This window comes from Streptomyces incarnatus (assembly GCF_001027185.1).
Classification (GTDB): Bacteria; Actinomycetota; Actinomycetes; order Streptomycetales; family Streptomycetaceae; genus Streptomyces; species Streptomyces puniciscabiei.
The window spans coordinates 8,393,192-8,419,114 of sequence record NZ_CP011497.1; the positions used below are offsets into that span (position 1 = coordinate 8,393,192).

The following is a 25,923-nucleotide window of genomic DNA, read 5'->3' on the forward strand; positions in this document are numbered from 1 at the left end:
CCGTACCCGGTCCGGGCCGAGTGTCGCAGCGCACCGGACGCACCACCAACCAGTCACACACCGTGGGACGACCCGCTACAGCAAGGAAGATCATCATGGAACTCCGCACCCTCGGCAGCCAGGGCCTGACCGTCTCCGCCGAAGGACTCGGCTGCATGGGCATGAGCGCCTTCTACGGCAGCACCGACGAGGCCGAGTCCCTCGCCACCATCGACCGCGCCCTGGAACTGGGCGTGACCCTGCTGGACACCGCCGAGAGCTACGGCCCGTTCATCAACGAGCAGCTCCTCGGCAAGGCCCTCGCCGGCCGCCGCGAGCAGGCCGTCGTCGCCACCAAGACCGGCATCGAGTTCACCGACGACGGCACGCTCGTCGGCCACAACGGGCGCCCCGAGTACATCCGGCGTTCCCTGGACCGCTCCCTGCGCCATCTGGACACCGATCACGTCGACCTCTACTACCTGCACCGGGTCGATCCGCAGGTGCCGATCGAGGAGACCGTCGGCGCCCTGGGCGAGCTGGTGGCAGCCGGCAAGGTCCGCTACATCGGCCTGTCCGAGGTCGCCCCGCAGACCATCCGCCGCGCCCACGCCGTGCACCCGATCACGGCGGTCCAGACCGAGTACTCGCTCTTCGAGCGCGGCATCGAGGACGACGGGGTCATGGCCACCCTGAACGAGCTCGGGATCGGCCTGGTCGCCTACTCGCCGCTCGGGCGCGGATTCCTCTCCGGTGCGATCACCGGCCCGGACGACTTCGCCGCCGACGACTTCCGCCGCACCGACCCGCGCTTCCAGGGCGAGAACTTCGCCCGCAACCTGGCCGTGGTCGACGAGGTCCGCCGCATCGCCGCCGCCAAGCAGGTCTCGCCGTCCCAGCTGGCTCTCGCCTGGGTGCTGCACCAGGGCGCGGTCGCCATCCCCGGCACCAAGCGCCGCCGCTACCTGGAGGAGAACGTCGCCGCCACCAGCGTGACGATCACCGATGAGGACGTGGCCGCCATCGAAGCCGTCGCCCCGCGCGGCATCGTCTCCGGCGACCGCTACGCCCCCGAGCTGATGCAGAACCTCAACGGCTGACCCCCGGGCATGCCGGTAAAGGCACATTGTTGTCACCCACTGTCGACGGCCATTGCTTCCGCACCATCCAAGGCGCGACGCCCAGCCCGGTGTCCGCTCGACCGAGCCGGCGCGGCCCGGTGACCGGATCTGTGCGGCGGCCCGCGCGTCATCAACCTCTCCGGTGGGGCATCCCCTCGCTGCGAGGTGGTGTCGAAGGGGCGACGTCCAGGGACGAGCCGCACGGGGCGATCCTTCGGGGCTGCTGTGGCGGGCCGGTCATCGGGCCGTGATGCGCAAGCGCGGCGTGGTCCACGCCGACGTGCAGAACGCCTTGTCGCCGGCCCCCGACACGGCGGACGTGCTGGGTGGCTCCGACTGTCGGGCAGGCGCCGGGTGCGTGGACGGGTGAGCCGGCCCAGCGGAGCCGACGGACAGCCAACTCCTTTTGGACACGCAGCGTTTACATGCGTTCGACCCGTCGACCCGTGGGACTTGTTATGGTGTTACTCGTTGGTAGCAAGTTGAGTGGGGGGCACGGGGAGACGTGTGGCCATCTCGCCGCCGGGCGGCTGGCGAGACGGATGACCTGGCAAGGGGGCCGGGTCAACGGCTTCTTGAGCGTGGGCATCACGCAGCCATAGTCATCGAACTCCAGTTCCCTCACGCGCTGACCCGGACAGGTGGGACTCGACACATGGCTCGTTCCCTGGTCGAATTACTGACCGTACACGCCCAGCAACAGCCCGACCGTACCGCCTACCGGTACCTCCTCACCGGCGACAGCGACGGGGAGACGCAGGAGATCTCCTACGGACAACTGGCCCACCGCTCCCGGGCCGTCGCCGCCTGGCTTCAGGACCGCGGCCTCGCCGGCTCGCGTGCCCTGCTGCTCCATCCGCCCGGCCTGGAGTTCGTCTCCGCCTTCCTGGGCTGCCTCGCCGCCGGCGTGGTCGCCGTACCGGGCGTGCCCCCGCAGGGGCGGTCGCAGAACCACCGCGCCCTGATCCGGATGAAGCGTCTGATGGCCGACTCCGGCGTCAAGGTGATCCTCGGCGGCCGGGAGGTCGTCGGCGCCCTGCGCACCTGGACCGAGCACCTGCCCGAACTGGACGCGGTCACCTGCGTCGCCACCGAGGACATCCCCGACGACGCCGCCGGCTCCTGGCACGCCCCCGACCTCACCGCCGACTCGGTGGCCTTCCTGCAGTACACCTCCGGCTCCACCTCCGCCCCGCGCGGTGTGGTGGTCACCCACGGCAACCTGCTGGACAACGAGCGGATCATCACCGAGCGGATGGGCCACACCCCGGACGTCCTCGCGGAGCACGACGGGGAGCTGATCCTCAGCTGGCTGCCCGTCTACCACGACATGGGCCTCATGGGACCGATCCTGAACACGCTGTACCTGGGCGCCACGGCCACGCTCTTCTCGCCGCTGCACTTCCTGCAGCGCCCCGACCGCTGGCTGACCGCGATCAGCCGCTACCGGCCGCACACCAGCGGCGGCCCCAACTTCGCCTACGAGCTGTGCCTGAAGCACGCCACCGACGACCTGGTCGAGAGCCTCGACCTGAGCGCGTGGAAGGTGGCCTTCAACGGCGCCGAGCCGGTGCGCGCGGCCACGCTGCGACGGTTCACCGAGACCTTCCGCGCGGCCGGCTTCCGTCAGGAGGCCTTCTACCCGTGCTATGGCCTGGCCGAGGCCACCTTGATGGTCACCGGCGGTGCGGTGGACGCCCCGCCCACCTTGCTGGAGGCCGCCGAGACCGGCCCGCACGCCGGTGAGGCGGACGCGGCCGCCGTGGGCTGCGGCCGGCCCGGGCCCGGGATCACCGTGGTGATCGCCGACCTCGAACGGCAGGAGGAACTGCCCGAGGGCGAGACCGGTGAGATCTGGGTCGCCGGCGCGAGCGTGGCCAAGGGCTACTGGCGCAACACCCTTGCCACCCGCGAGACCTTCCGCGCCACCCTGACCGGCCGCGAGGACCGCTTCCTGCGCACGGGCGACCTCGGCTTCCTGCGTGACGGCGAACTGTTCGTCACCGGCCGTCTGAAGGACCTCGTCGTCATCGACGGGCGCAACCACTACCCGCAGGACCTGGAGCTGTCCGCGGAGTTGTCCCACCCGGCACTGCGGCCCGGCTGCACCGCCGCGTTCTCCGTGGACGCCGGCCCGGAGGGCGAACAGGTCGTCGTGGTGGCCGAGGTGGCGCCCGACGCGGCCGGCGAGGCCGAGAAGATCACCGACCTGGTGCGCAGCGCGATCGGCGAGGCCCACGGCCTGTCGGTGCGGGACGTGGTGCTGGTCCACCCCGGCACCATCCCGAAGACGTCCAGCGGGAAGATCCAGCGCCGTGCCTCCCGGGCGGCCTACCTCGACGGCGCCCTCGCCGTGGTCGGCGTGCCCGTCACGGGCTGACCCCACCGCCGCCGGCGCACGCCCGCGCCGGCGGCGGCCCGACCCATCGCGCCGCCCGTGCGACCGCGCCTCCGCGGCCGTACGTCACCCGATTCCAGCCGTACGCCGCTGCCGCATGCGGTCGTGCGGATTCCACCCGCACCACCGCTGCTTGAGGACACCTGCCCAGATGCCTGCGAACGAGCACCAGAAGCAGTCCACCACCACGCCCCTCGCCACCGCCGAGGACGTACGGGCCTGGCTGGGGTCGGCCGTCGCCGAGGCGGCCGGGGTCGACCCGCTGGCCGTCGACCCGGACCGTCCGATCGCGGAATTCGGGCTGGGGTCACGGCAGTTGGTGGCGCTGGCCGCCGAACTCTCCGAACGGACCGGCCGGCCCCTGGAGCCGTCGCTCGTCTTCGACCACCCCACGATCGCCGCGCTGGCCGACGCGGTCCTCGGTGAACCGCCCGCCCCGGCGACCGACCCGGGCGCCGCCGAGGCTGGGCCGCGGGCGGCGGGCGACGACATCGCCATCGTCTCCATGGCCTGCCGCTTGCCCGGCGGCGCCGACGACCCCGAAGGGCTGTGGCGGCTGCTCGCCACCGGCGAGGACGCCATCTCCGAGGTACCGGCGGGCCGTTGGGACACCCAGGGCCTGTACGACCCCGACCCCGAGGCCACCGGCAAGGCGTACACGCTGCGTGGTGGCTTCCTCGACGGCATCGACCGCTTCGACGCGTCCTTCTTCGGGATCTCGCCCCGCGAGGCGGACGCCATGGACCCCCAGCAGCGGCTGCTGCTGCAGACCAGCTGGGAGGCGATCGAGCGGGCCGGGATCGTCCCCGAGACGCTGCACGGCAGCTCCACGGGCGTCTACATCGGCCTGTACGACAGCGGATACCTCGCCGCCGCCTCGCTGGCCCAGCTCGACGGGCACGTGGGCACGGGCTCGGCGCCCAGCGTGGCCTCCGGACGCATCGCCTACACCCTCGGTCTGCAGGGTCCGGCGGTCACCGTCGACACCGCCTGCTCCTCCTCCCTCGTCGCCCTGCACCTGGCGGCCCGCGCGCTGGCGGCAGGCGAGTGCGACCTCGCGCTGGCGGGCGGCGCGAGCCTGCTGGTGACCCCGCGGGGACACGTGGAGTTCAGCAGGCTGCGCGGGCTGTCGCCGTCCGGGCGGTGCAGCCCCTTCTCCGCCGACGCGGACGGTGTGGTGTGGGCCGAGGGCTGCGGTGTGGTGCTGCTCAAGCGGCTCGCCGACGCCCGCCGCGACGGCGACCGGGTGCTCGCCGTGGTCAAGGGCTCGGCCATCAACCAGGACGGCCGCAGCCAGGGGCTGAGCGCCCCCAACGGCCCGGCGCAGGAACGGGTGCTGCGCGCCGCCCTCGACGCCGCGGCACTCGCACCCGACGAGGTGGACTACGTCGAGGCGCACGGCACCGGCACCCGGCTCGGCGACCCCATCGAGGGCCGCGCACTGGCCGCCGTGTTCGGACCGGGCCGCCCCGCCGACCGGCCGCTCGGCGTCGGCTCGCTGAAGTCCAACATCGGTCACACCCAGGCCGCCGCGGGCATCGGCGGCGTGATCAAGACGGTGCTCGCCCTCGGGCACGAGCTCATACCGCCGTCCCTGCACGCCGAGACCCTCACCGAGCACATCGACTGGGCGGGCAGCCACCTGGCCGTGCACGGCAGCGCCCGGCCGTGGCCGCGCGGCGGCGACCGCGTGCGGCGGGCCGGGGTGAGCGCGTTCGGCATCAGCGGCACCAACGCCCACGTCGTGCTGGAGGAGGCACCGCAGGACGTCGGCGCCCGGGCCGGGGCGGAGGCGGAGCTGCCCGGCCCGACGCTCTTCCCGCTCTCCGCCCGCTCGCTCCCCGCGCTCCAGCGACAAGCCGATCGACTGCACGCATATGCCCTGGGACAGCCGGAGTCGGTGCTTCCCGCCGTGGCCGCGACGCTGGCCCACCACCGCACCCACTTCGAGCACCGTGCCGTCGTCCAGGCGGCCGGCCGGGACGAGCTGCTGACCGCGCTGCGGGCCCTCGCGCAGGGCCGGCCCGACACCGGCCTGGTTGCCGGTCCCCGGCGGACGCTGCCCGCGGGCAAGGTGGCCTTCGTCTTCCCCGGACAGGGCGCCCAGTGGGCCGGCATGGCCCGTGACCTGCTCCAGCGCGACCCGGTGTTCGCCGACGAACTCGACCGTTGCGACGCCGCCCTGCGACCGTTCACCGGCTGGTCCGCGACGGCGGTGCTGCGCGGCGAGGCCGGAGCCCCGTCGCTGGACCGTGTGGACGTCGTCCAGCCGGTGCTGTTCGCCGTGATGGTGTCGCTGGCCGCCGTGTGGCGGGCCCGTGGTGTCCGCCCGGACGCCGTGATCGGGCACAGCCAGGGCGAAGTGGCCGCTGCCTGTGTCGCCGGCGTGCTCAGCCTCAACGACGCGGCCGCGGTCGTCGCCCTGCGCAGCCGGGCCCTGACCGAGCTGTCCGGCACCGGCGCCATGGCCGTCGTCGCCCTGCCGCACACCGAGGTCGTCACCCGTCTCGACGGCCTCGGCGGGCGGGTCTCGGTCGCCGCCGTCAACAGCGGCCGGGCGACCGTGGTCGCCGGTGACGTGGAGCCGCTGGAGGGGCTGCTCGCCGACCTGGAGCGGGAACAGGTCTTCGTCCGCCGCCTCGACGTCGACTACGCCTCCCACAGCGCCCAGGTGGAGCCGGTCCGCGCGACGATCCTCGCCGAGCTCGACGGAGTGACCACGTACCCCACGTCCATCGCCTGGTACTCCACCGTCACCGGTGAGCCCGTCACCGAGGAGCTGGACGCCGATTACTGGTACACCAACCTGCGCGAACCCGTCCGCTTCGCGCCCACCGTGGAGCGCATGGCGGCCGACGGCTACCGCCACTTCGTCGAACTCAGCCCGCATCCGTCCCTGCTCACCGCCCTGCACACGATCGGCGAGGAATCCGGCCACGAGCTGCTCGCCGTCGGCTCCCTGCGCCGCGACGAGGACGGACCCGCCTGCCTGGACCGCGCCGCCGCCGAACTGCACGTGAACGGACGGCGGATGGACTGGCGGCGCCTGGTCCCCGAGGCCGCCCGGGCGGACCTGCCGACCTACGCCTGGGACACCGCACGCCACTGGATCGAACCCGAGTCCGCAGCGGGCGGCCCGGGCCTGTTCGACCGCGCCGCACACCCGTTGCTCGGCGTCCAGTTGCAGTCGGCCGACGAGAGCCGCTGGACCTTCCGCAACGAGTGGTCCCCGGCCACCGCCGACTGGCTGTCCGACCACACCGTGTACGGCCGGACCGTGGTCTCCGGCACGACCCTGCTGGAGCTGTGCCGGGCCGCCCTCGCCGTGGGCCTCCCGGACGACCCGGCCGACGTCACCGACCTGCTGCTGCTCGCGCCCCTCGTACTGCCCGCCTCCGGCACGGTCGAGGTGTCCGTGGAGGTGGTCACCGCCGGCCAGGCACCGGAGATCACCGTGCACAGCCGCCCGCGCGGCCAGGAGGCCACCGGCTGGACCCTGCACGCCACCGCCTCGGCGGCCGGGGCGACCGGAACCGAGGGGCGGCCGCCGCTGTGGCCAGAGGCGGCGGAGCCCGCCTGGAGCCCGGACACCTACGCGCGGCTGACCGGGGTCGGCCTCGGTTACGGCCCGGCCTTCCAGGGCGTACGGGAGGCGGTGGTGACCGGCGCGGGCGAGCTGCAGGCCCGGCTGTCGCTGCCCACCGCGGCCCGCGACCTGGCCGACCCCTACCCGGTCCACCCGGCGCTGCTGGACGCCGCGCTGCACGTGGCCGCGGCCCTCGAAGGAGGCGCCGCCCCCGACGCCCGGGTGCTCCTCCCGGTCGCCGTGGGCCGGGCCGCGCTGTCGCACGCCCGCGCCGACGAGCTCACCGTTTCCGTGCGGCGCACCGGCGGCGCCGGCACGGATCTGACGCTGGACGTGACCCTGTGGGACGGCGACGGCTTCCCCGTGGGCCGGCTGGAAGGGGTACGGCTGCGGGCCGCGAGCCCGGCGGACCTCGCCGGCGGTGCGGGCAACGGGCGGCACCTGTACGAGGTGGCCTGGGCGGCGGCGCCCGAACCGGCCGCCGAGGCACCGGCCGGTGACTGGACCGTCGTCGGCGACCCGTCCGACCCGGAGGTCGGTGCGGCCCTGCGCGGCCTCGAAGCCGCGGGCATCCAGCACCGCGACACCGGTGCCGCGGTGCTCGTACGGTTCTGGCCACGGCCGGCCGAGGACGCCGAACCGGCCGCCGCCGCACGGGAGATGGCGGAAGCCGCGCTGGCCGACCTGCAGACGCTCCTCGCACAGGATCAGGCGCCCGCCCGGACCATCTGGGTGACGCGCGGCGCGGTCGCGGCCGGGGAGCGGGACACCGTGCCGGGCCTCGCCCAGTCGGTGCTGTGGGGTCTGGCGCGCGGTGCCCGTGCCGAGCATCCGGACCTCGGGCTGACGCTGCTCGACCTCGACGACACCGATCCGGCCGCCGCCCTCATCGCCGCCGTCGCTCAGGCGGGCGAGCCCGAACTCGCCGCGCATGCGGGTGACTTGCTCGTGCCCCGGCTCGTGCGCGCCCGGACCGCGGACACGGACGGCGCGCGGATACCCACCGACGGCACCGTACTGATCACCGGAGGCCTCGGCGCCGTCGGCCGCCACATCGCCCGGTTCCTGGCCGAACGGGGCGTGCCCCGCCTGCTGCTGACGTCCCGGCGCGGAGCCGACGACCCGCGCACGGCCGAGGCCACCGCCGAACTGGCGGCGCTCGGCGCCGAGGTGGAGGTGGCGGCGTGCGACGTCGCCGACCCGGCCGCCCTGGCCGACGTCCTCGGTGCCGTCGCCGGTGAACTGCGCGGCGTCGTGCACTGCGCCGGCGTCCTGGACGACGGGGTGGTCACCGAACTGACCCCCGAACGCCTCGCGCGGGTGCTGCGCCCCAAAACCGACGGCGCCGTCCATCTGCACCGGCTCACCGCCGACGCCGGGCTCGACCTGTTCCTGCTGGTCTCCTCCGCCGCCGGTGTCGTCGGCAACGCGGGCCAGGCCAACTACGCCGCCGCCAACGCCTTCCTCGACCAGCTCGCCCACCACCGGCGCGCCCAGGGGCTGCCCGCCGTGTCGGTCTCCTTCGGCGCCTGGGCCGGCGAGGGCCTGGCCGCCGAGCACGCCGACCTGGAGCGGATGGCACGCCTCGGCCACCGCGCCCTCACCCCGGAACAGGGCCGCGACCTCGTCGAGCTCGCGCTGCGCCGGGGCGCCCCGCACCTGGTCGCCTGGGCGCTGGACCTGCCCCGGCTGCGCGAGACCACGGCGGGCGGGGGCGGCAGCGCGGCCGCGCTGTGGCGCTCGCTGCTGCCCGCGCCCCGCACCGGCCACGGCGGCGCCGACGGACTGGCGGACCGCCTGGCCCGGCTGCCGGAGGCCGAGCGCGCCGACCGCGTCCTGGACCTGGTCCGCGAGGAGGCCTCCCGCGCCCTCGGCCTGCGCTCGGCGGAGTCGGTCCGCCCCGACCAGCCGCTGCGCGAGCTCGGCATGGACTCGGTGACGGCGGTGGAGCTGCGCAACCGCATCGGCGTCCGCCTCGGTTCCCGGCTGCCCGCCACCCTGCTGTTCGACCACCCCACCCCGGCCCGTCTCGCCGAGCACCTGCTGGCCACCGCCCTCGCGACCAGCGGCCCCACCACCCGTCGTCCCGCACCCGCCGCGCCGCCCGCCCCTACGGCGGCGTCCGACGAGCCGGTCGCCCTGGTGGCCATGGCCTGCCGCCTGCCGGGCGGTGTGGGCGACCCCGAGGAGCTGTGGCAGCTGGTCGCCGAGGGCCGTGACGCGGTCGGCCCGTTCCCGGCCGGGCGCTGGGACGTGGAGTCGCTGTACGACCCCGACCCGGAGGCCCCGGGCAAGTCCTACGCCCGCGAAGGCGGCTTCCTGGACGACATCGAGTCCTTCGACGCGGGCTTCTTCGGCATCACCCCGAAGGAGGCCGCCGCCATGGACCCCCAGCAGCGGCTGCTGCTGGAGACCGCGTGGGAGGCGCTGGAGCGTGCCGGGATCGTGCCCGCCGAACTGGCGGGCAGCACCACCGGCGTGTACGTCGGCATGTTCGGCAGCGACTACCTGTCGGGCTCCCGCCTCGACCAGCTGGACGGATACGTCGGCACCGGGTCGGCGCTCAGCGTGGCCTCCGGCCGGCTGGCGTACGCGCTCGGGCTGCACGGCCCGGCGCTGACGGTGGACACGGCGTGCTCGTCGTCGCTGGTCGCGGTGCACCTGGCGGTGCAGGCGCTGCGGTCGGGCGAGTGCGACCTGGCGCTGGCCGGCGGTGTGACGCTCATGGTGACCCCGCAGACCTTCGTGGAGTTCAGCAGGCTGCGCGGCCTGTCCCCGACCGGCCGCTGCCGCTCCTTCTCCGACGACGCCGACGGCGCCGTCTGGTCCGAGGGCGCCGGCATGCTCGTACTGAAGCGGCTGAGCGACGCGCGGCGGGACGGCGACGAGGTGCTGGCGGTGCTGCGCGGCACGGCCGTCAACCAGGACGGCCGCAGCCAGGGCCTGTCCGCGCCCAACGGCCCGGCGCAGGAACAGGTGATCCGGCGGGCCCTGGCGCTGTCCGGCCTCGAACCCGCCGACATCGACTACGTGGAGGCGCACGGCACGGGCACGACGCTGGGCGACCCCATCGAGGCCAACGCCCTGGCACAGGTCTTCGGTGACTCCCGCCCCCGGCACCGCCCGCTGCACCTGGGCTCGCTGAAGTCCAACGTCGGGCACACCCAGGCCGCCTCGGGCGTCGCCGGGCTGATCAAGGTGGTGCAGTCGCTGCGCCACCGGATGCTGCCGGCCACCCTGCACGCCCGCACACCCAGTCGGCACGTCGAGTGGGACGACAGCGGTCTGCAGCTGCTGCAGGAGGCCGTGCCCTGGCCGGTGGCGGGGGAGCGGGTCCGGCGGGCCGGGGTCAGCGCCTTCGGGATCAGCGGGACCAACGCCCATGTCATCGTCGAGGAGGCCCCGCCGCCCGTGCCGCAGCCCGAGTCGGCGGATGAACTCCCGTCCGGCAAGCGGCTGTTCGTGCTGTCCGGGCAGAGCGAGGCCGCGCTGCGGGGGCAGGCCGCGCGGCTGGCCCGGCACCTGACCGGGGACACCTCGCTGCCGGACGTCGCCTACACCCTGGCCCGGCACCGCAGCCACTTCCCCTGGCGGGCGGCGGTCACGGCGGGTGATGTGGACGAACTGCGCGCCGTGCTCGACGCGGTGGGCAGCGGACGGGCACGGCCGGCCACGCCGCGCGAGGAGACCACGGGCAAGGTGGCCTTCGTCTTCGCCGGGCACGGCGGCCAATGGCCGGGCATGGGCCTGGAGTTGATGCCCCGATCGCAGGCGTTCCGCGAGGAGCTGACCCGGATCGACGAGGCGGTGCAGCGGCACGTCGGCTGGTCGGTGCTCAACGCGCTGCGGGCACCGGAGGAGTTCTCCCCGCTCGAGCGGACCGAGTGCCTGCAACCGGTGCTGTTCGCCGTCAACGCGGCACTGGCCGCCGCCTGGCGGCAGCTCGGAGTGGCCCCGGACGCCGTGGTCGGGCACAGCCTGGGCGAGATCGCCGCCGCGTACAGCGCGGGCGCCCTCGGCCTGGACGACGCCGTGGCCGTGGTGGCCGGGCGGGCCCAGGCCGTCGTCCCGCTGGTCGGGCACGGCGGCATGGTCGCGGTGGAGCTGCCGCGGGCGCAGACCGAGGAACTGCTCGCCCCCTACGCCGACCGGCTGTTCGTCGCCGCGGTCAACAGCGCAGGCTCCACGGCCGTCTCCGGCGCCGCCGACGCCCTGGCCGAACTGCGCAAGCACCTCGAGGAGCGGGGCATCGCCGTACGACGGCTGTCGACGCCGTTCGCCTCGCACACCCCGCTGATGGAACCCCTGCGCGCGGAGCTGCTCGACCGCTTCTCCGGCATCCGGGGCGCACAGGCGCCGACCCCGCTGTACTCGACGGTGCTGGCCGAACCCGTCCCCGGCGACCGGCTGGACGCCGACTACTGGTACGCCAACCTCAGGCAGCCCGTCCGCTTCGCCGACACCGTCCGGCGGATGCTGGACGACGGCTACCGCTACTTCGTCGAACTCAGCCCGCACCCGTCGCTGCTGTCCTCCATCGAGGCGGTGGCGGCCGAGGCCGGGATCGACGTGGCCGGCGTCGGCTCGCTGCGCCGTCAGCAGGACGGACCCGACGCCCTGCTCCGCGGGGTCGGCCAGTTGTACGTCGCGGGGCACACCCCCGACTGGCCGGCGCTGTTCCCCCACGGCCGGCGCGTCGATCTGCCGACCTACGCCTTCGCCCGCGAACGCCACTGGCTCGCGCCCGCCCCGCCCACCGCCACGGGCGCCTCACCGCTGCTGGGCACGCACGTCCAGTCCAGCGACGAGCCCGACCGGCACCTCTTCCAGAACGACATCGACCTGCGGGACAGCCGCTTCGCCTATCTGAACGACCACCGGGTCGACAACGAGGTCTGGCTGCCCGGCGCCGCCTTCCTCGACATGGTGCTGGAGGCCGCCACCGCGGTGCAGGACGGTCGCCAAGTCCAGCTGACCGAGACCGAGTTCGTACAGCCGTTGCGCATGGATCCCGAACGGCCCGTACGGGTGCAGCTGGTGCTGCGGCCCGCCCGGGACGGCTCCAGGTCCTTCACCGTCGCCTCCGCTCCCGCCGGTGAGCGGCGCCCGCGGTGGGAGCGTCACGTCAGCGGACGCATCGCGGTGTCCGGCGAGCAGCCCCCGGCCGGCGCGCGGCCCGACGCCGTACGGCTCGCCGCCGTGCGTGAGCAGTGCACGCAGGACGTGGACCTGCCGGCGGTGTACGCCGGGCTGACCGCCCTCGGCATCGACTACGGCCCCGCCTTCCGGGGCCTGGAGCAGGGCCGCCGCGGGCGCTCGGCGGCCCTGGCCCGACTGGCCGCCAGGCCCGCCGCGGGTCACCTGCTGCACCCCGCGGTCCTCGACGCCGCGTTCCACACCGCGGCGCTGCCCGGGGACGCGCCCGAGGGAAGGGCGTTCGTGCCCGCCGGGGCGGGGCGGCTGCGGTTCACCGGCCTGCGCACCACGCCTGCCTGGGCCAGCTGTGAACTGCGCTCCGTGTCCGGCGACACCGCCACCCTGGACATCAGGATCTGGGACGAGGACGAGCAACTCCTGCTTGAAATCGAGGAGTTCAGGCTGGCCGCGCTCTCCCCGCTGGACGGCGCCCTCTTCGAGACCCGCTGGCACCCGCGCCCGGTGGCGCAGGAACCGCCGGTCCAGGGCAGCTGGCTGATCCTGGCCGACGACACGGGGATGGCGGACGCTCTCGGCGAACGGCTCGGCTCCTCCGTGCCGCACGTCATCGCCCGCACGGGCAGCGCCTTCGCCGCCGAGGGGCCCGGCCGCTACGTCCTCGATCCGGCCGACCCCGACCACCTGGCCCGGCTGCTGGCGGAGGCCTTCGCGGGCGGGCCGCCCGAGCGGGTGGTCCAGCTGACCGCGCTCGACGCCCCGCCGATCGGCGACGCCGGATCGGCCGAGCAGGCGGCGCGGCTGTGCTGCCTGAGCACCCTGCACCTGGTGCGCGCCCTCGCCGACCGCCCGCAGGGCCGGGCCCCGCGCCTGTTCGTGGTGGTGCGCGGCAGCCAGGCCGCCGGTGACAGCACCTCGGTGACCCACCCGCAGCAGGCGCTCGCCTGGGGCTTCGGGCTGGCCGTGGCGCAGGAGTACCCGGAGCTGTCGACCACGCTGATCGACCTGCCGCCCACCGACGGCGCCGACGCCCTGTGGACCCAGCTCAGGCACGCCGACGACGAACGGCTCGTAGCCCTGCGCGGCACCGGCCGCCTGGTGCCGCGCCTGGCCCGCACCCGCCCGGACGACGGCGGTACCGGCGAGACCTCCGTGGACGGTGTGCACCTGATCACCGGCGGCCTGGGCGGCCTGGGCCGCGTCGTCGCCGAGCGGCTGGTCCGTCGCGGGGCCCGCCGGCTGGCCCTCATGAGCCGGGGCACGCCCGACGCGGAGGCCGGCAACTGGATCACGAGTCTCCAGGAGCGGGGCGTCACCGTGCACCTGGCCCGCGCCGACGTCGCCGACCGCGAGAGTCTCACGGCCGCCCTGGACGCCGTACGGCACGCCTGCGGCCCGATCGCCACGGTCGTGCACGCGGCCGGTGTGCTCGACGACGCCACGGTGGCGAACCTGACCGACGAACGTGTCCTGCGTGTCCTCGCCCCGAAGGTCCTGGGCACCACGCTCCTCACCGAGCTGATCCCGGAGGCCCGGAACCTGGTCCTGTTCGCCTCCGCGGCCGGGCTCCTCGGGTCGGCCGGGCAGAGCCCGTACTCGGCGGCGAACGCCTTCCTCGACGCCTGGGCACACCACCTCTCCCGCTCCGACCGCCGGGCGCTGAGCCTGGACTGGGGTGCCTGGGCCGGTGTCGGCATGGTCGCCGGGTCCGGCACCCGGGCCGCCGAGACCAGCCGCTCGGGCCTGGTCGCCTTCTCGCCGCAGGAGGGCGGCGAGTTGTTCGATCGGGTCCTGGCCACCGCCCGCCGCCAGCTCGCGCCGATGGCCCTGGACTGGGAGATGCTGACGCTCGTCCCCGACGCCGCGCGCACCCGCCCGATCCTGGGCGACCTCGTCACCGTGCCGTCGGGCACGGCCGCCTCGGACGACCTGGTCAGGAAGGTGTTCGCGGCGACGACCGACGACGACCGCGCCACCTGGCTCGAGGCGTACGTCCGCGCCCGGGTCGGCGAGGTCTCCGGAGGAGTGGCCGACGTGTCGGCGACCACGGCCCTGAAGGAACTGGGCCTGGACTCCCTGATGCTGGTGCGGTTGCGCAACGCCTTCGTCCGCGATCTGGGCGTGGAGCTCCCGGCCGCCGACGTGTTCGCGGCATCCGACATCCGCGGCCTCGCCCGCGCCCTGGCCGAGGGCCTGCCGGAGCAGGGAGCCGTGCCGCAGCAGGACTCCGGCGACCTCGTAGGTGAGGTCGCGGAGACCGAACTGCGGCCCGCCACACGCGATGTCGTACGACTGCTGCGCAGCGCCCGGCCGGACATGCCGGACGCGGCCCACGGCATCGGCCTCGCCGTACGGCTGACCGAGCCGACCACCTCCGGGACGCTCACCGGCATCCTCACGCGGCTCGTCGCGCGGCACGCGGCCCTGCGCACCGCGATCGTCACCGCCGGGGAAGGCGTCCGGCACCTGCGTGTGGACCGGGAGCCGGCGGAGCCGGTGCTGCGCTGGACGGCCGTCGAAGGCCCGGTCGACGCCGCCGAGCGGCTGCGCGCCCTGCTGGAGCCGCCGTTCGACCTGGCGACCACTCCGCTGTGGCGGTTCGAGCTGGTGGACGGCGGCGCCCACGGCCAGATCCTGGTGTTCGGCGCCCACCACGCGGTCAGCGACCTGCAGTCGCTGCTGCTCGTGGCCGGCGAGATCGACGCGGAACTGTCCGGCACCCCGCTCGACGCCGCCGTCACCAACCGCGACATCGCCCTGCTCATCGCGGCCCAGCAGGGCGGTGAGGGCGCAGGCGCCGAGTGGCGCGAGCACTTCCACGGCAGCGAACGGCTCGACCTGGAGCTGGCCCGGCCGCGCCCGGCGACCCGGTCGTACCGGGCCGGCAGCGTGACCGTGACGATTCCCGACGGGCTGATGGAACGGGTCGCGGCGGCCGCGAGCAGGCTGGCCGTCACTCCCGCAGCCTTCTGCCTCGGCGCCCTGACGGTGCTGCTGGCCAGGAAGCGGGAGCGGGAGCGGTTCGTGCTCGCCGTGCCCGTGGACACCCGCATCCACGCCGACGCGTACGACGCGGTGGGCTTCTTCGGCGTGCCGGTGCCCTTCCCGGCCGAGGCCCGCGCGGGCGAACAGGCCGCCGACGTGCTGCGCCGCACCGACGCGCGCCTGCAGCGGGTCCTGGCCAAGGGCGCCATGTTCTCCGACGTCCTGGCCACCCTGGCCCGGCAGGGCCTGCACCGGGAGAACGCGCCGCTCGTCGAGGTGTACTTCAACTACGTACGGTCCTCGCGCCGCCTCACCCGACTGGAGGTGCTGCCGGCCGGCACCGGCTACTCCGACCTCGACCTCATGATCACCATGACCCCGGACGCGGCACGCATCCGGCTCGACCACAACCTGGACATCCTGGACGCCGCGACCACCGCCGAACTGGGGGAGGAGTTCCTGACGCTGCTCGCGGCCACGGCCGAGGACCCGGCAGTCCCGGTGCACGCCGGCATCCGGGCTGCAGCCGGTACGGCGCCCGCGGCCGGCCGGACCCTGGCCCTCGCCGCCACCTTCGCCCTCGGCAACCTCCCGCTGATGTGTGAGGCAGCCGTCCAGGACGGGGCCGGGAACGGCGCACTGGCGATCACCGAGGCGCCGTACCACCACGTGCTCGCGAGCCTCCAGGACCCCTCGGGCGTCTTCGCCGACCCCGCGACGGCGGTGGGCGTGGTGCTGCTGCGGGCGGCGGACCTGGAGCGCTTCGGCCCGGTCGACGACGCACTGCTCGCCGAGCTGCGCACCGCCTACCCGGCCGCGCTGAAGGCCCTGTCCGAACGCACCCGCAAGCCGCTGATCGTCGGCTTCCTGCCCGCCGCCCGTCAGGAGGACCGCCTTCGGCGGTGGGAGCACGACGTCGCCGCCGACCTCGGCCGCCTGCCCGGCGTCGCGGTGCTCGGCCCCGACGACTGGACCCGGCACCACCCCGTCGCGGAACCCTTCGACGAGCGGACCGAGCGGCTGGCCCACCTGCCCTTCACCCCTCCCTTCCAGGCGGCCGTGGCACTGCGCCTCGCCGAGGTCGTACGCGCGGCGCTGCGCCCCGCGCCCAAGGTGATCGCGGTGGACGGCGACGAGACCCTGTGGGGCGGGGTCGCCGGCGAGATCGGCCCCGAGGCCGTCGACCTGACCGGCCCGCGCGCCCTGCTCGCCCGCAGGCTGCTGCAGTGGCGCGAGGCGGGCGCGCTGCTGGCGCTCGTCAGCAACAACGACGAGGCCACGGTCCGCGCCGTCCTGGACCGCCCGGACAGCCTGCTGAAGGCGGAGCACTTCAGCGTGCTGTCGGCCGCCTGGGGACCGAAGCCGGGCCGCCTGGCCGAGGCCGCGCGCACGCTCAACCTCGGCCTGGACAGCTTCCTGTTCCTGGACGACAACCCCGCCGAGATCGCCAAGGCGCGCGCCGCGCTGCCGCAGGTGCTGTCCGTGACCTGCCCGTCCGCGGACGAACTGGAGGACTTCCTCGGCCGGTTGTGGCCGCTGGTTCCCGCCGCGGCGACCGCCGAGGACGCGCTGCGGGCCCGCTTCTACGCACAGGAGCAGCAGCGGGAGGCCGTCCGCGAAACCGCCGGCTTCGAGGAGTTCCTCGCGCACCTGCAGCTGCAGGTCGACATCCGGGAGCTGTCCGAGGCGGACGTGCAGCGGGCCGAGCAACTCCTCCGCCGCACCAACCAGTTCACGCTCCGCCCCCGGTCGGCCGACGGCGGCGACGTCGCCCGGTGGCGGCAGCGGGGCGAGGTGTGGACGGCGGCGGCCCGGGACCGGTTCGGCGACTACGGCCAGATCGCGCTTCTCGCGCTCTGCGCCGAAGGCGATCAACTGGACGTCCTGGGCTGGCTGATGAGCTGCCGGGCGCTCGGCCGAGGGGTCGAGGAACGCCTGTTGCAGTGGCTGGCCGACCGCGCCGAGGAACTGGGCTGCGCGAAGGTCCGGCTGACGGCGGAGCGCACGCAGCGCAACGTACCGGCACGGCGGCTGCTGGCCGCGCTCGGCGGCGGTGACCAGGACGACGAGCGCCTGGAGGCCGTGGTCACACCGGACCACCTGAGGGCGTTCCGGTCCTGGGAGCAGCGGTGAGGACGTCCGCGGCAGCAGGTGAGGACTTCGTCAGGAGCAAGGGACTTCATCGGAAGCAGGGGCCTTGCCGGACAGCAGGGGCCTTGTCGGAAGGCAAGGGAAAGGACGCGCACATCGTGGAAGGGCACTCATGCGTGACGTGACGGACGACTCCGGGCAGCGGGCGACCGCCGAGGCGATCGAGCGCGGTGGCGGCGGGCTCGGTGTGGACGACCTGCTGGCCAGGGTGATGCAGGCCGCCGGCGGCGCGGACTCCGGTGCCGCCCCCGCCCCGCCCGCCCGCGACGTGGACGACGTGGCCGCGGCCATCGCCGCCGCGGCGGGCCGCTACCTGCCCGCGGGGCACCTGTCGCCCGACGCCGACTTCTTCGACGCGGGGGGCACGTCCGTGCACGCCGTTGAACTCGTCGCGGAGCTGGAGGGCGAGCTGGGCATCGAGTTCGATCTGGACGAGGTGTTCGCCGACGCCCGTCCGATCAGTCTCGCCCGGCGCTGGCTGCGGGCGACCGGGGCCGAAGCGTCGAGCGAGGCCGCCCCGTCGGCCGTGCCCGCAGGGACCCCGGCGCCCACCGCCCAGGGCACTCTGCCGGTTCCGGCCGCCGGTACGCTGCCGGTTTCCGGCGCGGGCGCTGTCGTGGACCCGGCCCCCGGCACACTGCCGCTCTCCGCGGCGGGCGCTCTTCCGCCCCCCGCTCCGCGCACCCTCCCGATCCCGGCGCCGCGCACCCCGCCGGCGCTCCGCCCCCCTGCCGGCAGTGGCGACGACCGGTATGCCACGGCCCGCCGCGAGGACCTCGAGCAGATCCTCGCCGATCTGGCCCTCGCCGACCGCCTGCCGTTCGCCGACGTGCCCGACCCGCTGCCGCCCCGCCGGGTCCTGCTGACCGGCGCCACCGGCTTCCTCGGCAGTCACATGCTGCTCGACCTGCTCCGGCACAGCGACGCGCATGTCTACTGCCTGGTCCGCGCGGCCGACGAGGAGGCGGCCGCCGCCCGGCTCGGCGAGGCGCTGAAGAGCTACCGGCTGCCCTGGTCGTCGGAGGTGCGACGCCGGGTGACCGTGCTGCCCGGCGACATCCGGCGGCCGCGGCTCGGCCTGCCCGACGACCTGTGGCACACGCTCGCCCACGAACTGGACAGCGTCGTGGGCGTGGCGGCGGCCGTGGACTTCCTGCGCGGCTACCAGTCGCTGCGGGCGAGCAACGTCCTCGGCGCGCTCACCCTCGCCGAACTCGCGGCCACCGGGCGGCCCAAGCCGCTGCACCACATCTCCTCGATCGCCGTCTTCAACGAGGTCGGCATCACCTCCATGGGCGAGGACGACCCCCTCGCCCACGTCGACCGGCTGGTCTCGGGCTACGACCAGTCGAAGTGGGCCGCCGAGGTCGCCCTGCGCCGTGCCCGCGATCACGGCCTGGTCGTCACCGCGCTGCGCCCCGGCGGCATCGGCGGCCACACGAAGACCGGCGCCTACAATGCGCAGGACCTGAGCAGCGGCCTGATCTCCGCCTTCGGCCGCTTCCGTACCGTACCGGCCTTCCGCTACCTGAACGCGGCCCCGGTGGACTGGGTGAGCCGGGTCGCCGTCGCCGCGATCTGCGAGCCCGACGCCTGGGGCTACGACTACAACCTCACCGGCGTGCCCAACACGCTCGACGACGTCGTCCGCGACATGGCGCTCGGCGGTATGCACGTGCGCGTCCAGGACTGGGACGAGTGGCGCACCGACGCCCTGGCCCGCCTGGCGGCCGATCCCGTGCCCGAACTGGCCTTCCTCACCCGCGTGTTGCAGAGCCCCACCGCTCTCAAGCTGTGCGAGGCGACCCTGAAGGGCCCGGCGGCGGAAGGCGCACGCACGGCCGCGCTGGTCGAGGCGCTCGGGCTGCCGCCCGCGGCCCGCTACGACGCTCAGGCCCAGCTGAGGACCTTCGAGCGGCTCGCCCAGGACGGCCTCGCCCGGCTGCCGCACAAGGACGACCGGCCCTACCTGTGGTTCTCCGAGACGACACAGGGCAGCGTAGGCCCGGTCGGCGCCCCCGCCGACAGCCCCTGCACCATGGCGCTCACCCTCTCCATCGCGAGCATGTACCAGCTGGTGAAGGAGCGGCGGGTGGACGTGACCGGCGAGGTCGTCTGCACCGCCGTACATCCCGAGCCGCTGGCGGTCGAGCGCGGTGACATATGGGTCCGCCCCGAGGAGGGAATCCCGCAGCAGCACGGGCTGAAGCACCAACTTCTGCGCTACCGGCTGCGGTTGCGCGACGCCGACGGCGGCCACTGGTGGCTGGAGGGCCACAAGTACGCCCGGGCCCGCCGTGACCTGTGGCGGCAGACCCGCGCGCTGACCGTGCGGATCGGCCGCGAGGGCGAACCGGCGAGCCTGGCGGGCGAGGTCGTGGTGCCCGCGGACTCCTACGTCCGCGACCAGATCGACGGCATCAAGGTCGACCCGCGGCTGACCAGCCAGGAGAAGCGGGCCGCCAAGCTGACCTGGCTCGCCTGGTTCGGCCTGGAGATGGGCCGCGGCCTGCTCGGCCCCTTCGCCCGCGCCGCCGCTGACCTGCTCGACCTGCGCCGCACCCCGACCCCCACGGAGCACCACCGATGATCTTCAGGACGACCACCTCCCGCGCCGGCGGGCCGGCGCTGCGCCGGGTCAGGACCGCCGCGGCCCTGCGTCCGCTCCACCACCGCCTGGACCCGGCCCGCGTCGAGGAGATCCCCTTCCGGGCGGACGACGGCGTCCGCCTCGGCCTGACCCGCATCGACACCGGCGCCGCGGACCGCCCCGCCGTGCTGCTCCTGCACGGACACACCGCGTCCGCCGACATGTTCCTGCTGCCGGAGACCCGCAATCTGGTCGACGTCCTCCTCGACGACGGCTACGAGCCCTGGCTGCTGGACTGGCGGGGCAGCTGCCGGCTGCCGTACAACGAGACCGGCCGGCGGTACACGTACGACGACGTGGCCCTGTACGACATCCCCGCGGCCGTCGCCCGTATCCGCGAACGCATCGGCGACCGCCCGCTGTTCGTGGTCGCGCACTGCATCGGCTCGCTCACGCTGTCGCTGAGCATGGCGGCGGGACTGGTGCCGGGCCTCGCCGGTGTGGTGTCCCAGGGTGTGTTCCTGACGCCGAAGCTCGCCGGCCGCACATCGCTGCGGATGTCGCTGGCGGGGGAGCTGCTGAAGACGCGGATCGACCACATCCCGGTCGACTTCCGCAAGGTGGGCCTGTGGTCGAAGTACACCCCGCTGTTCGCACTGGCGTCACGGAAGGCGAGCTGCCCGGACCCGACCTGCCAGATCCTGCACAACTCCGCCTGGGGCACGGGCGCCTCGCTCTTCCAGCACGAGAACCTCTCCGAGGCCACCCACGGCCGCTTGGCCGACCTCCTCGGCCCCGCGCCACTGTGGATCCTGCCCCACCTGCGCCGCATCGAACTGGCCCGCAGCGTGGTCCGCTGGCACGACACCGACCACCGCTACCGCGCACTGCCACCCAACGCCCTGGACGCGGCCGACCGCATCGACACCCCGGTCCTGCTCCTCGCAGGCAGCGAGAACGGCCTCTGGCTGGACTCCCAGCGCCTCTGCCACGACGTACTCGCCCACCGGCAGCCCCAGTTGGACGTGTCCTACACCGAGATCCCCGGTTACGGCCACCTGGACACATTCCTCGGCCGGGGCGCCGCCCTGGACGTCTTCGGTCACATCCTCGATTTTCTCGGCGGACGGCGGTGACGGGCGGCCGGTCGGCCGACCACCGACCGGCGGCGCGGAACAACGTACGACGTGGTCCCGGGCCCCATCCCGGTATCGCGGCGGTGACCTTCCGACCCGCCATCGCCAGGTCGGTGAGTCCACTGTCCGGTCCTCGACCGTGACCTCCTCCACAGCATGGTCCCCGGATTCGTTTGACGGTGTCTCGCATGCTGCTTGACGGTTCCAGGTGATGGTGGACAGGCAGCATGAGTCTGCGACGTAGCGGTCAGGGGGCCGCCCTCTCAACCGCGCGGCCTGACCGCCGCGCCGTGACCGCTGGCGATCTGACACGAGCGGCCACGCCGCAGCAACACGCCCCGTCAGGGCTTTTCGGGCTTGCGGGCCAGCAGGCAGGCGTGCGGTCTGTTGACCCGTCCGCCGGGCTCCTGCTCCAGCCTCGCGGTGACGACGAGTCCGGCCTGCTCCAGCAGGCCGGCCATGCGGTCCAGTGGCAGGAGGTACGACTCGTAGGACACCGGACGGCCATAGCCCTGGGTCGGCTGCAGCCGTTCATCGCCGACATAGTCTCCCCAGAGCAGGTAGCCGCCGGGCGCGAGCGTGCGGTGGAACTCGGCGAACACCGCCGGCAGCCACTGCGGGGGCGTGTGGTGGGTGGAGTACCAGGCCAGGATGCCGCCGAGCTCGCCGTCCCCCAACTCCAGCGCGGTCATCGAGCCCTCGGTGAACCGCAGGTTCGGATAGGCGTGCCGGGCCAGCCCGATCATCTTCGGTGACAGATCGACCCCGAAGGCGGACACTCCCAGGCCGGCCAGGTGCGCCGTTACGCGTCCGGGGCCGCACCCCAGATCCGCGACCGGCCCCAGACCCGCCGTCCGTACGAGCTCGGCGAACCCCGCCAGCATCGCGCGTGACAGCGGGTCCATCTCGGCGGGAGGCGGGACGCGTTCGACGTAATCGGCGGCGACCGTGTCGTACGACTCGCGCACGGCGGTCAGAAAGGAGGGCTCAGCCATGCGCGCGACCCTAGACCAGAGAACCGACAGGCCTGCCGAGGACCTGGTAGAGGGTGAGGCCGGCTCCGGGACTCCTGGGGCCAGGCGTTGTTCGGTGAGGAAGGCGTGGGTGGCGGTCACCAGGGTGACGTGGTGGCGCCGGCCAGGCCGGGAGCGCTCTTCGAAGTGGTCCAGGCCCAGGCCGAGTTCGAGCTCGCGGTAATACCGTCGCACACAGCTCTGACACTGCCCTCCGACGAGGGCGGACGGGCCCGGTTGCGGCCGCCTCTTGCCGAGGGATCGCAGGCATCGGCATGGCCGGCCTGGCCCCTGTTGTGGCGGCGGCTTCGCGTCGCGTGCGTGGAGGAGAGCCTGGACCGCGTCGGGTCGGCCTTCACCGGCACGGTCGCCCGGCGGACGCGCCGCGGCCCGTACACACGCCCGCTGCTCGGCGTAGCGCGGGGAACGACCACCGCCACGCATGTCGCCGTCAACCTGGGTCCTCGGCCATGAACTCGGCGATCAACTCCGCTGGATTGGCGTCCGAGGTCAGCCGGAACATCGCGTCGGGGTCGAACATGTCGTACAGAATCACCGGTACCCGCCGTCCCAGTACCTCCAGGATCCTGCCGCTGTCGTGGAGGTGCCGAGCGGCTGTGACGCACACCTGGTAGAACCACTCGACCAGCTGCTCGTGGCGATCACCCGGCTCGTCGTCGTCCTCGTACCAGAGCCCCCGGGACTCCGCCTCCTGCCGGTGCAAGTGAGCACCGTCCGGATCACGCCCGACGCTCCTTACCCCCTCGAGCCCCGTCTCCGGAAAGAACGCGTAGCTCCAACGCGCCTCCCAGTCGTCCGACGCTTGCTGCCCCGATGCCGCGGCATCGGCCTCGGTCGTGTAGCCGATCGCCACGTAGGGAAACCGCGGATCCTGATCGACGCTGTCGACACGGAAGGTCACCGCGTAGATGCCACGGTCCGCCGGAAACCCTCCGACGACCTCGCCCGCGACCCGTTGCACATGGTCCTGAAACGCCACATGACCTCCTCATCGCCCAGGCTGGAGATCATAGGTGCCGTCCCGTTCGCCCTCATGGTTCGCCCGGCACCACCCCCGACGCCCCCGTCTGAAGTTTCGGGTGCGGCGGCGGTCTGCGATCTAGAGGTCCTTTCCGTCATTCCGGCCTTCCATCCTCCGTGGGCCGACGCCGAGCCGAATTGATCGCCCTCTGCGACCAGGAAGCCGCACACGGGGACTTCCGGGCCGGGCGGAGATCACCCATCGCCCAGGTCATCGAGGCGAAGCATGAGGCCGCGAAGGAGGTCGTACCTGCGGCTCCCTTGATCAGGGGTTTCGGTGCCCCACGGGCGGATTGCCGTCGACGTGGATTTCGGCCGAGTATCCGGATCCGTCACGCTGTGTCGAAGTCGGATCGGGGCCGGACCTCCACGACGAAGTCCGCATCCTCCATCCGGCCGGCCTCGTCGTGCCAGAGGAAGACGCGCACGTGCATCGCGTGGTGGAGGCCGGTCCTCTCCCACTCGGTCATGAGGTCGGCGACGATGCGGCCGATGGCGTGCTTGGCGCCCTCGTCCGTGTCGGCGGCGGTGATCACGCCGTGCCATCGTTCGGGGTCGCTGCCGTAGGGGCGCCAGCCCTCGGAGCCGTGGGGCTCGAACACCCGGTAGACCCAGTCCGTATTGGTGTTCATAACACCGATCGTGTCACCGTAAGGAGCCTCATGCGCCGTATCGGATCGACGCCCGCCGAGCGCGGGTCCGTCGGAGCGAACAACTGCCCCGACGTCCTGGAGCTGGACGACGGCGACTTCTTGGTGATCGGGAAGTCGCATCTGCTGACCGCGCCGGAGGCGGAGCGGATGAACGAGCTGGGCGCCTCGATCGGTGAGGGTGAGTCCCTGGTCCTGGTACCGCGCGACTGCATCCTGGCCGCCGCGGAGCAGCTGGCGTCTGAGGGAGTCGCCGGGGCGGGGTGACAATGGGCGGCCGGCTGCGTCGTGGGGTAGCGGGACGCGGCCGCAGGCCGTTCAGGAGGCCGGGTCGGTGCCCCTTCGCCGGGTCTCGCTCAGGTGGAGGTCGATGTACCGGGTGAGGGTCAGCGCGTCCTGCGGCTCGTCGGCCTGGAAGGAGACACGGCGCAGCAGTCGCACGTTGTCGAGCGCGACACCCTCGCGGGCCAGGACGAAGAGGCAGGTGAGGAGGGCGGAGCGGCCGTTGCCGTCGTCGAAGGGGTGGAAGAAGCAGACGTCGAGGAAGGCGCGTGCGGCCCGGGCGGTCAGTGGGAGGGGCCGGGCGGCGTCCTTCACGCTCTCGGCCAGGCAGGCGTCGAGGCGGGCGCGGGTGTCCGGGCCGATGCCGTACCGTTCCCGGCCGCCCTTGGCGAAGGCGGCCAAGGTGCGCAACGGCGGCGGCGCGGGCGTGCCCAGGACGTGTCGTTGCCAGCCCTGGATCAGGTCGAAGTCGAGCCGGGCCCCGCGCGCGGCGTCGGCCCGCATCAGCTCCAGGGCGGTGAGCAGACCCTGTCCGCGGGCGGGGTCCAGGACTGCGTCGAAGGTGCGGATCTCCTCCGCCGCTCCGTCGCGGGACGGCGTCACCGGTCCATCCCCGGTGCTGTCCTGGGCCTCCTGCCACGGCACGGCTTCCCGCACCGCGAGCCAGCGCTCCAGGTGGTCGGGCAGCGGCGACTCGGCGGCCCGGGCGTCCGCGTGCGGCCGCACGGAGGCCGCGAGCCGCTCGGCGATGTCGTCGACCAGTACCGGGCCGGGGCCGGTCCAGCTCTTGAACCGGCCGCCGATCGCCCGGTCCACCAGGTGCTCGGCGTCGTCCGCCGCGACGCCCCAGCGGGTGAGGAACCAGCTGAGTACCTGATGGCAGTGCCCGTACCAGGCGCTGCCGCAGCCGGTGCGGTCGGTGACGTGCAGGATCAGGTTGCGGGCGGTGCGGTCCCACAAGATCCGCTGGTCGTCGATGTCGGCCAGGTCCAGCGGGTAGGCCTCGAATCGTGTGGCCAGGCTCTCCAGCCACTCACGCCACTCGCACAGCGCCGCGGTCACGCGATCGAGGGTCTCGTCCGGGGTGGTGACCGAGTGCTGCGGGCAGCACCAGCTGCCGACCGGACCCCCGTCGTAGTCCCCTTCGTCGTGCGCCCACCGCCAGCCGGCGACCCAGCTGCCGTAGTGCTCGGCCAGGGCGTACGTCATGGCGTCGGACCAGGGTCTGGCCTCGTCCCAGCTCCACTCGCGCAGGGTCTGGTCACCCGGTGGTACGTCGGGGCGTCGGGGCACCCGCGCGGCCGGCCCGAGCGATCTCACCACCCGCGCCGCCGATTCCCTGTCGAACGGATGACGGGCGGGATCCACCTCGTCCCAGGTCAGATTGTGGGGGGACAGCTCCGTGATCACCGCGCAAGTCTCTCCGCCCACCAGCGCCGGTTCAATCCGATTACCGGTCGGTTGCCCGAACCCGTTCGAACCGCGCCCCCGGCCTCTGGCGGCTGCGTCGGCGCCCTGCCGTCGCCACCTCGTCGACCAGCCCGGCCGCCGCCGGCTCTTGCGCCTACTACGAAGCACACGGGTGGACCGTCGAAAAGCCCGGCAAGCGACGACCGGCGTTGCACCCGCAGTGCCGCACTACCCCGACTGAGAGCCCGCCTCTCGCAGAAGTTCGACGCCCCCGCCCCGGTCGGTAATTCCTTCGTGGGCGGCAGTGGGTGCGGATAGGCTCGGCGAATGATCAATATGGCGGTGCGTGGTGACAGCGGGAACGTCGTGGCTAGCGCCAAAGCCGGCGTAAAGTGGACGGCTGGCTTCGCGGATCTGGATTCGGCGG

The 25,923-nt window shown here is 73.8% G+C and carries 10 protein-coding genes and 1 pseudogene; 6 read left to right on the plus strand and 5 right to left on the minus strand.

Annotated elements, in window-relative coordinates:
- The first annotated feature begins 95 nt into the window (after positions 1-95).
- The 5 genes from ABB07_RS38285 to ABB07_RS38305 all read left to right on the plus strand — a co-directional run bounded on the left by ABB07_RS38285 (position 96) and on the right by ABB07_RS38305 (position 21,100).
- Positions 96-1,079 (plus strand): aldo/keto reductase, encoded by a 984-nt coding sequence (locus ABB07_RS38285; protein ID WP_208903023.1) that lies wholly within the window; start codon positions 96-98, stop codon positions 1,077-1,079.
- A 676-nt stretch (positions 1,080-1,755) separates the two neighbouring features.
- A complete protein-coding gene (locus tag ABB07_RS38290) occupies positions 1,756-3,480 on the plus strand; it encodes a fatty acyl-AMP ligase (RefSeq protein ID WP_208903024.1) in 1,725 nt (574 codons plus the stop codon).
- A gap of 169 nt (positions 3,481-3,649) precedes the next feature.
- Positions 3,650-17,356 (plus strand): type I polyketide synthase, encoded by a 13,707-nt coding sequence (locus tag ABB07_RS41615; RefSeq protein WP_208903025.1) that lies wholly within the window; start codon positions 3,650-3,652, stop codon positions 17,354-17,356.
- A 130-nt stretch (positions 17,357-17,486) separates the two neighbouring features.
- Entirely contained in the window at positions 17,487-19,964 is a 2,478-nt protein-coding gene (locus tag ABB07_RS38300) for a thioester reductase domain-containing protein (RefSeq protein ID WP_208903026.1), read from the plus strand.
- On the plus strand, positions 19,961-21,100 hold the full coding sequence (locus ABB07_RS38305; protein ID WP_208903027.1) for an alpha/beta hydrolase: 1,140 nt from the start codon (positions 19,961-19,963) through the stop codon (positions 21,098-21,100). The genes ABB07_RS38300 and ABB07_RS38305 overlap by 4 nt, the downstream gene beginning before the upstream one ends.
- 341 nt (positions 21,101-21,441) lie before the next feature.
- Here the strand turns inward: ABB07_RS38305 and ABB07_RS38310 are convergent, their stop codons facing one another.
- The 4 genes and pseudogenes from ABB07_RS38310 to ABB07_RS38325 form a co-directional block, all read right to left on the minus strand.
- A complete protein-coding gene (locus ABB07_RS38310) occupies positions 21,442-22,095 on the minus strand; it encodes a class I SAM-dependent methyltransferase (RefSeq protein WP_208903809.1) in 654 nt (217 codons plus the stop codon).
- Positions 22,096-22,131: 36 nt separating this feature from the next.
- Positions 22,132-22,296: pseudogene (locus ABB07_RS38315) on the minus strand (IS701 family transposase); the annotation flags it as partial.
- Between the two features lie 268 nt (positions 22,297-22,564).
- Positions 22,565-23,113, minus strand: coding sequence for a hypothetical protein (locus tag ABB07_RS38320; RefSeq protein WP_208903028.1), 549 nt, complete (start codon positions 23,111-23,113; stop codon positions 22,565-22,567).
- A 373-nt stretch (positions 23,114-23,486) separates the two neighbouring features.
- Entirely contained in the window at positions 23,487-23,786 is a 300-nt protein-coding gene (locus tag ABB07_RS38325; RefSeq protein WP_208903029.1) for a hypothetical protein, read from the minus strand.
- Positions 23,787-23,816: 30 nt separating this feature from the next.
- Between ABB07_RS38325 and ABB07_RS38330 the strand changes: the two genes are divergently transcribed.
- Positions 23,817-24,071, plus strand: coding sequence for a hypothetical protein (locus ABB07_RS38330; RefSeq protein ID WP_208903030.1), 255 nt, complete (start codon positions 23,817-23,819; stop codon positions 24,069-24,071).
- Between the two features lie 51 nt (positions 24,072-24,122).
- On the opposite strand, the gene ABB07_RS38335 is transcribed toward ABB07_RS38330, so the two are convergent.
- Positions 24,123-25,496, minus strand: a complete 1,374-nt coding sequence (locus ABB07_RS38335; RefSeq protein ID WP_208903031.1) for a Fic family protein — start codon at positions 25,494-25,496, stop codon at positions 24,123-24,125.
- Positions 25,497-25,923: the final 427 nt, after the last annotated feature.

Excerpts from the sequence above, each read along its gene's own strand:
- ABB07_RS38305 (WP_208903027.1), top strand. The coding sequence starts at position 19,961 with ATGATCTTCAGGACGACCACCTCCCGCGCCGGCGGGCCGGCGCTGCGC.
- ABB07_RS38285 (WP_208903023.1), top strand. The coding sequence starts at position 96 with ATGGAACTCCGCACCCTCGGCAGCCAGGGCCTGACCGTCTCCGCCGAA.
- ABB07_RS38310 (WP_208903809.1), bottom strand. The coding sequence starts at position 22,095 with ATGGCTGAGCCCTCCTTTCTGACCGCCGTGCGCGAGTCGTACGACACG.
- ABB07_RS38290 (WP_208903024.1), top strand. The coding sequence starts at position 1,756 with ATGGCTCGTTCCCTGGTCGAATTACTGACCGTACACGCCCAGCAACAG.
- ABB07_RS38330 (WP_208903030.1), top strand. The coding sequence starts at position 23,817 with ATGCGCCGTATCGGATCGACGCCCGCCGAGCGCGGGTCCGTCGGAGCG.
- ABB07_RS38300 (WP_208903026.1), top strand. The coding sequence starts at position 17,487 with ATGCGTGACGTGACGGACGACTCCGGGCAGCGGGCGACCGCCGAGGCG.
- ABB07_RS38325 (WP_208903029.1), bottom strand. The coding sequence starts at position 23,786 with ATGAACACCAATACGGACTGGGTCTACCGGGTGTTCGAGCCCCACGGC.
- ABB07_RS41615 (WP_208903025.1), top strand. The coding sequence starts at position 3,650 with ATGCCTGCGAACGAGCACCAGAAGCAGTCCACCACCACGCCCCTCGCC.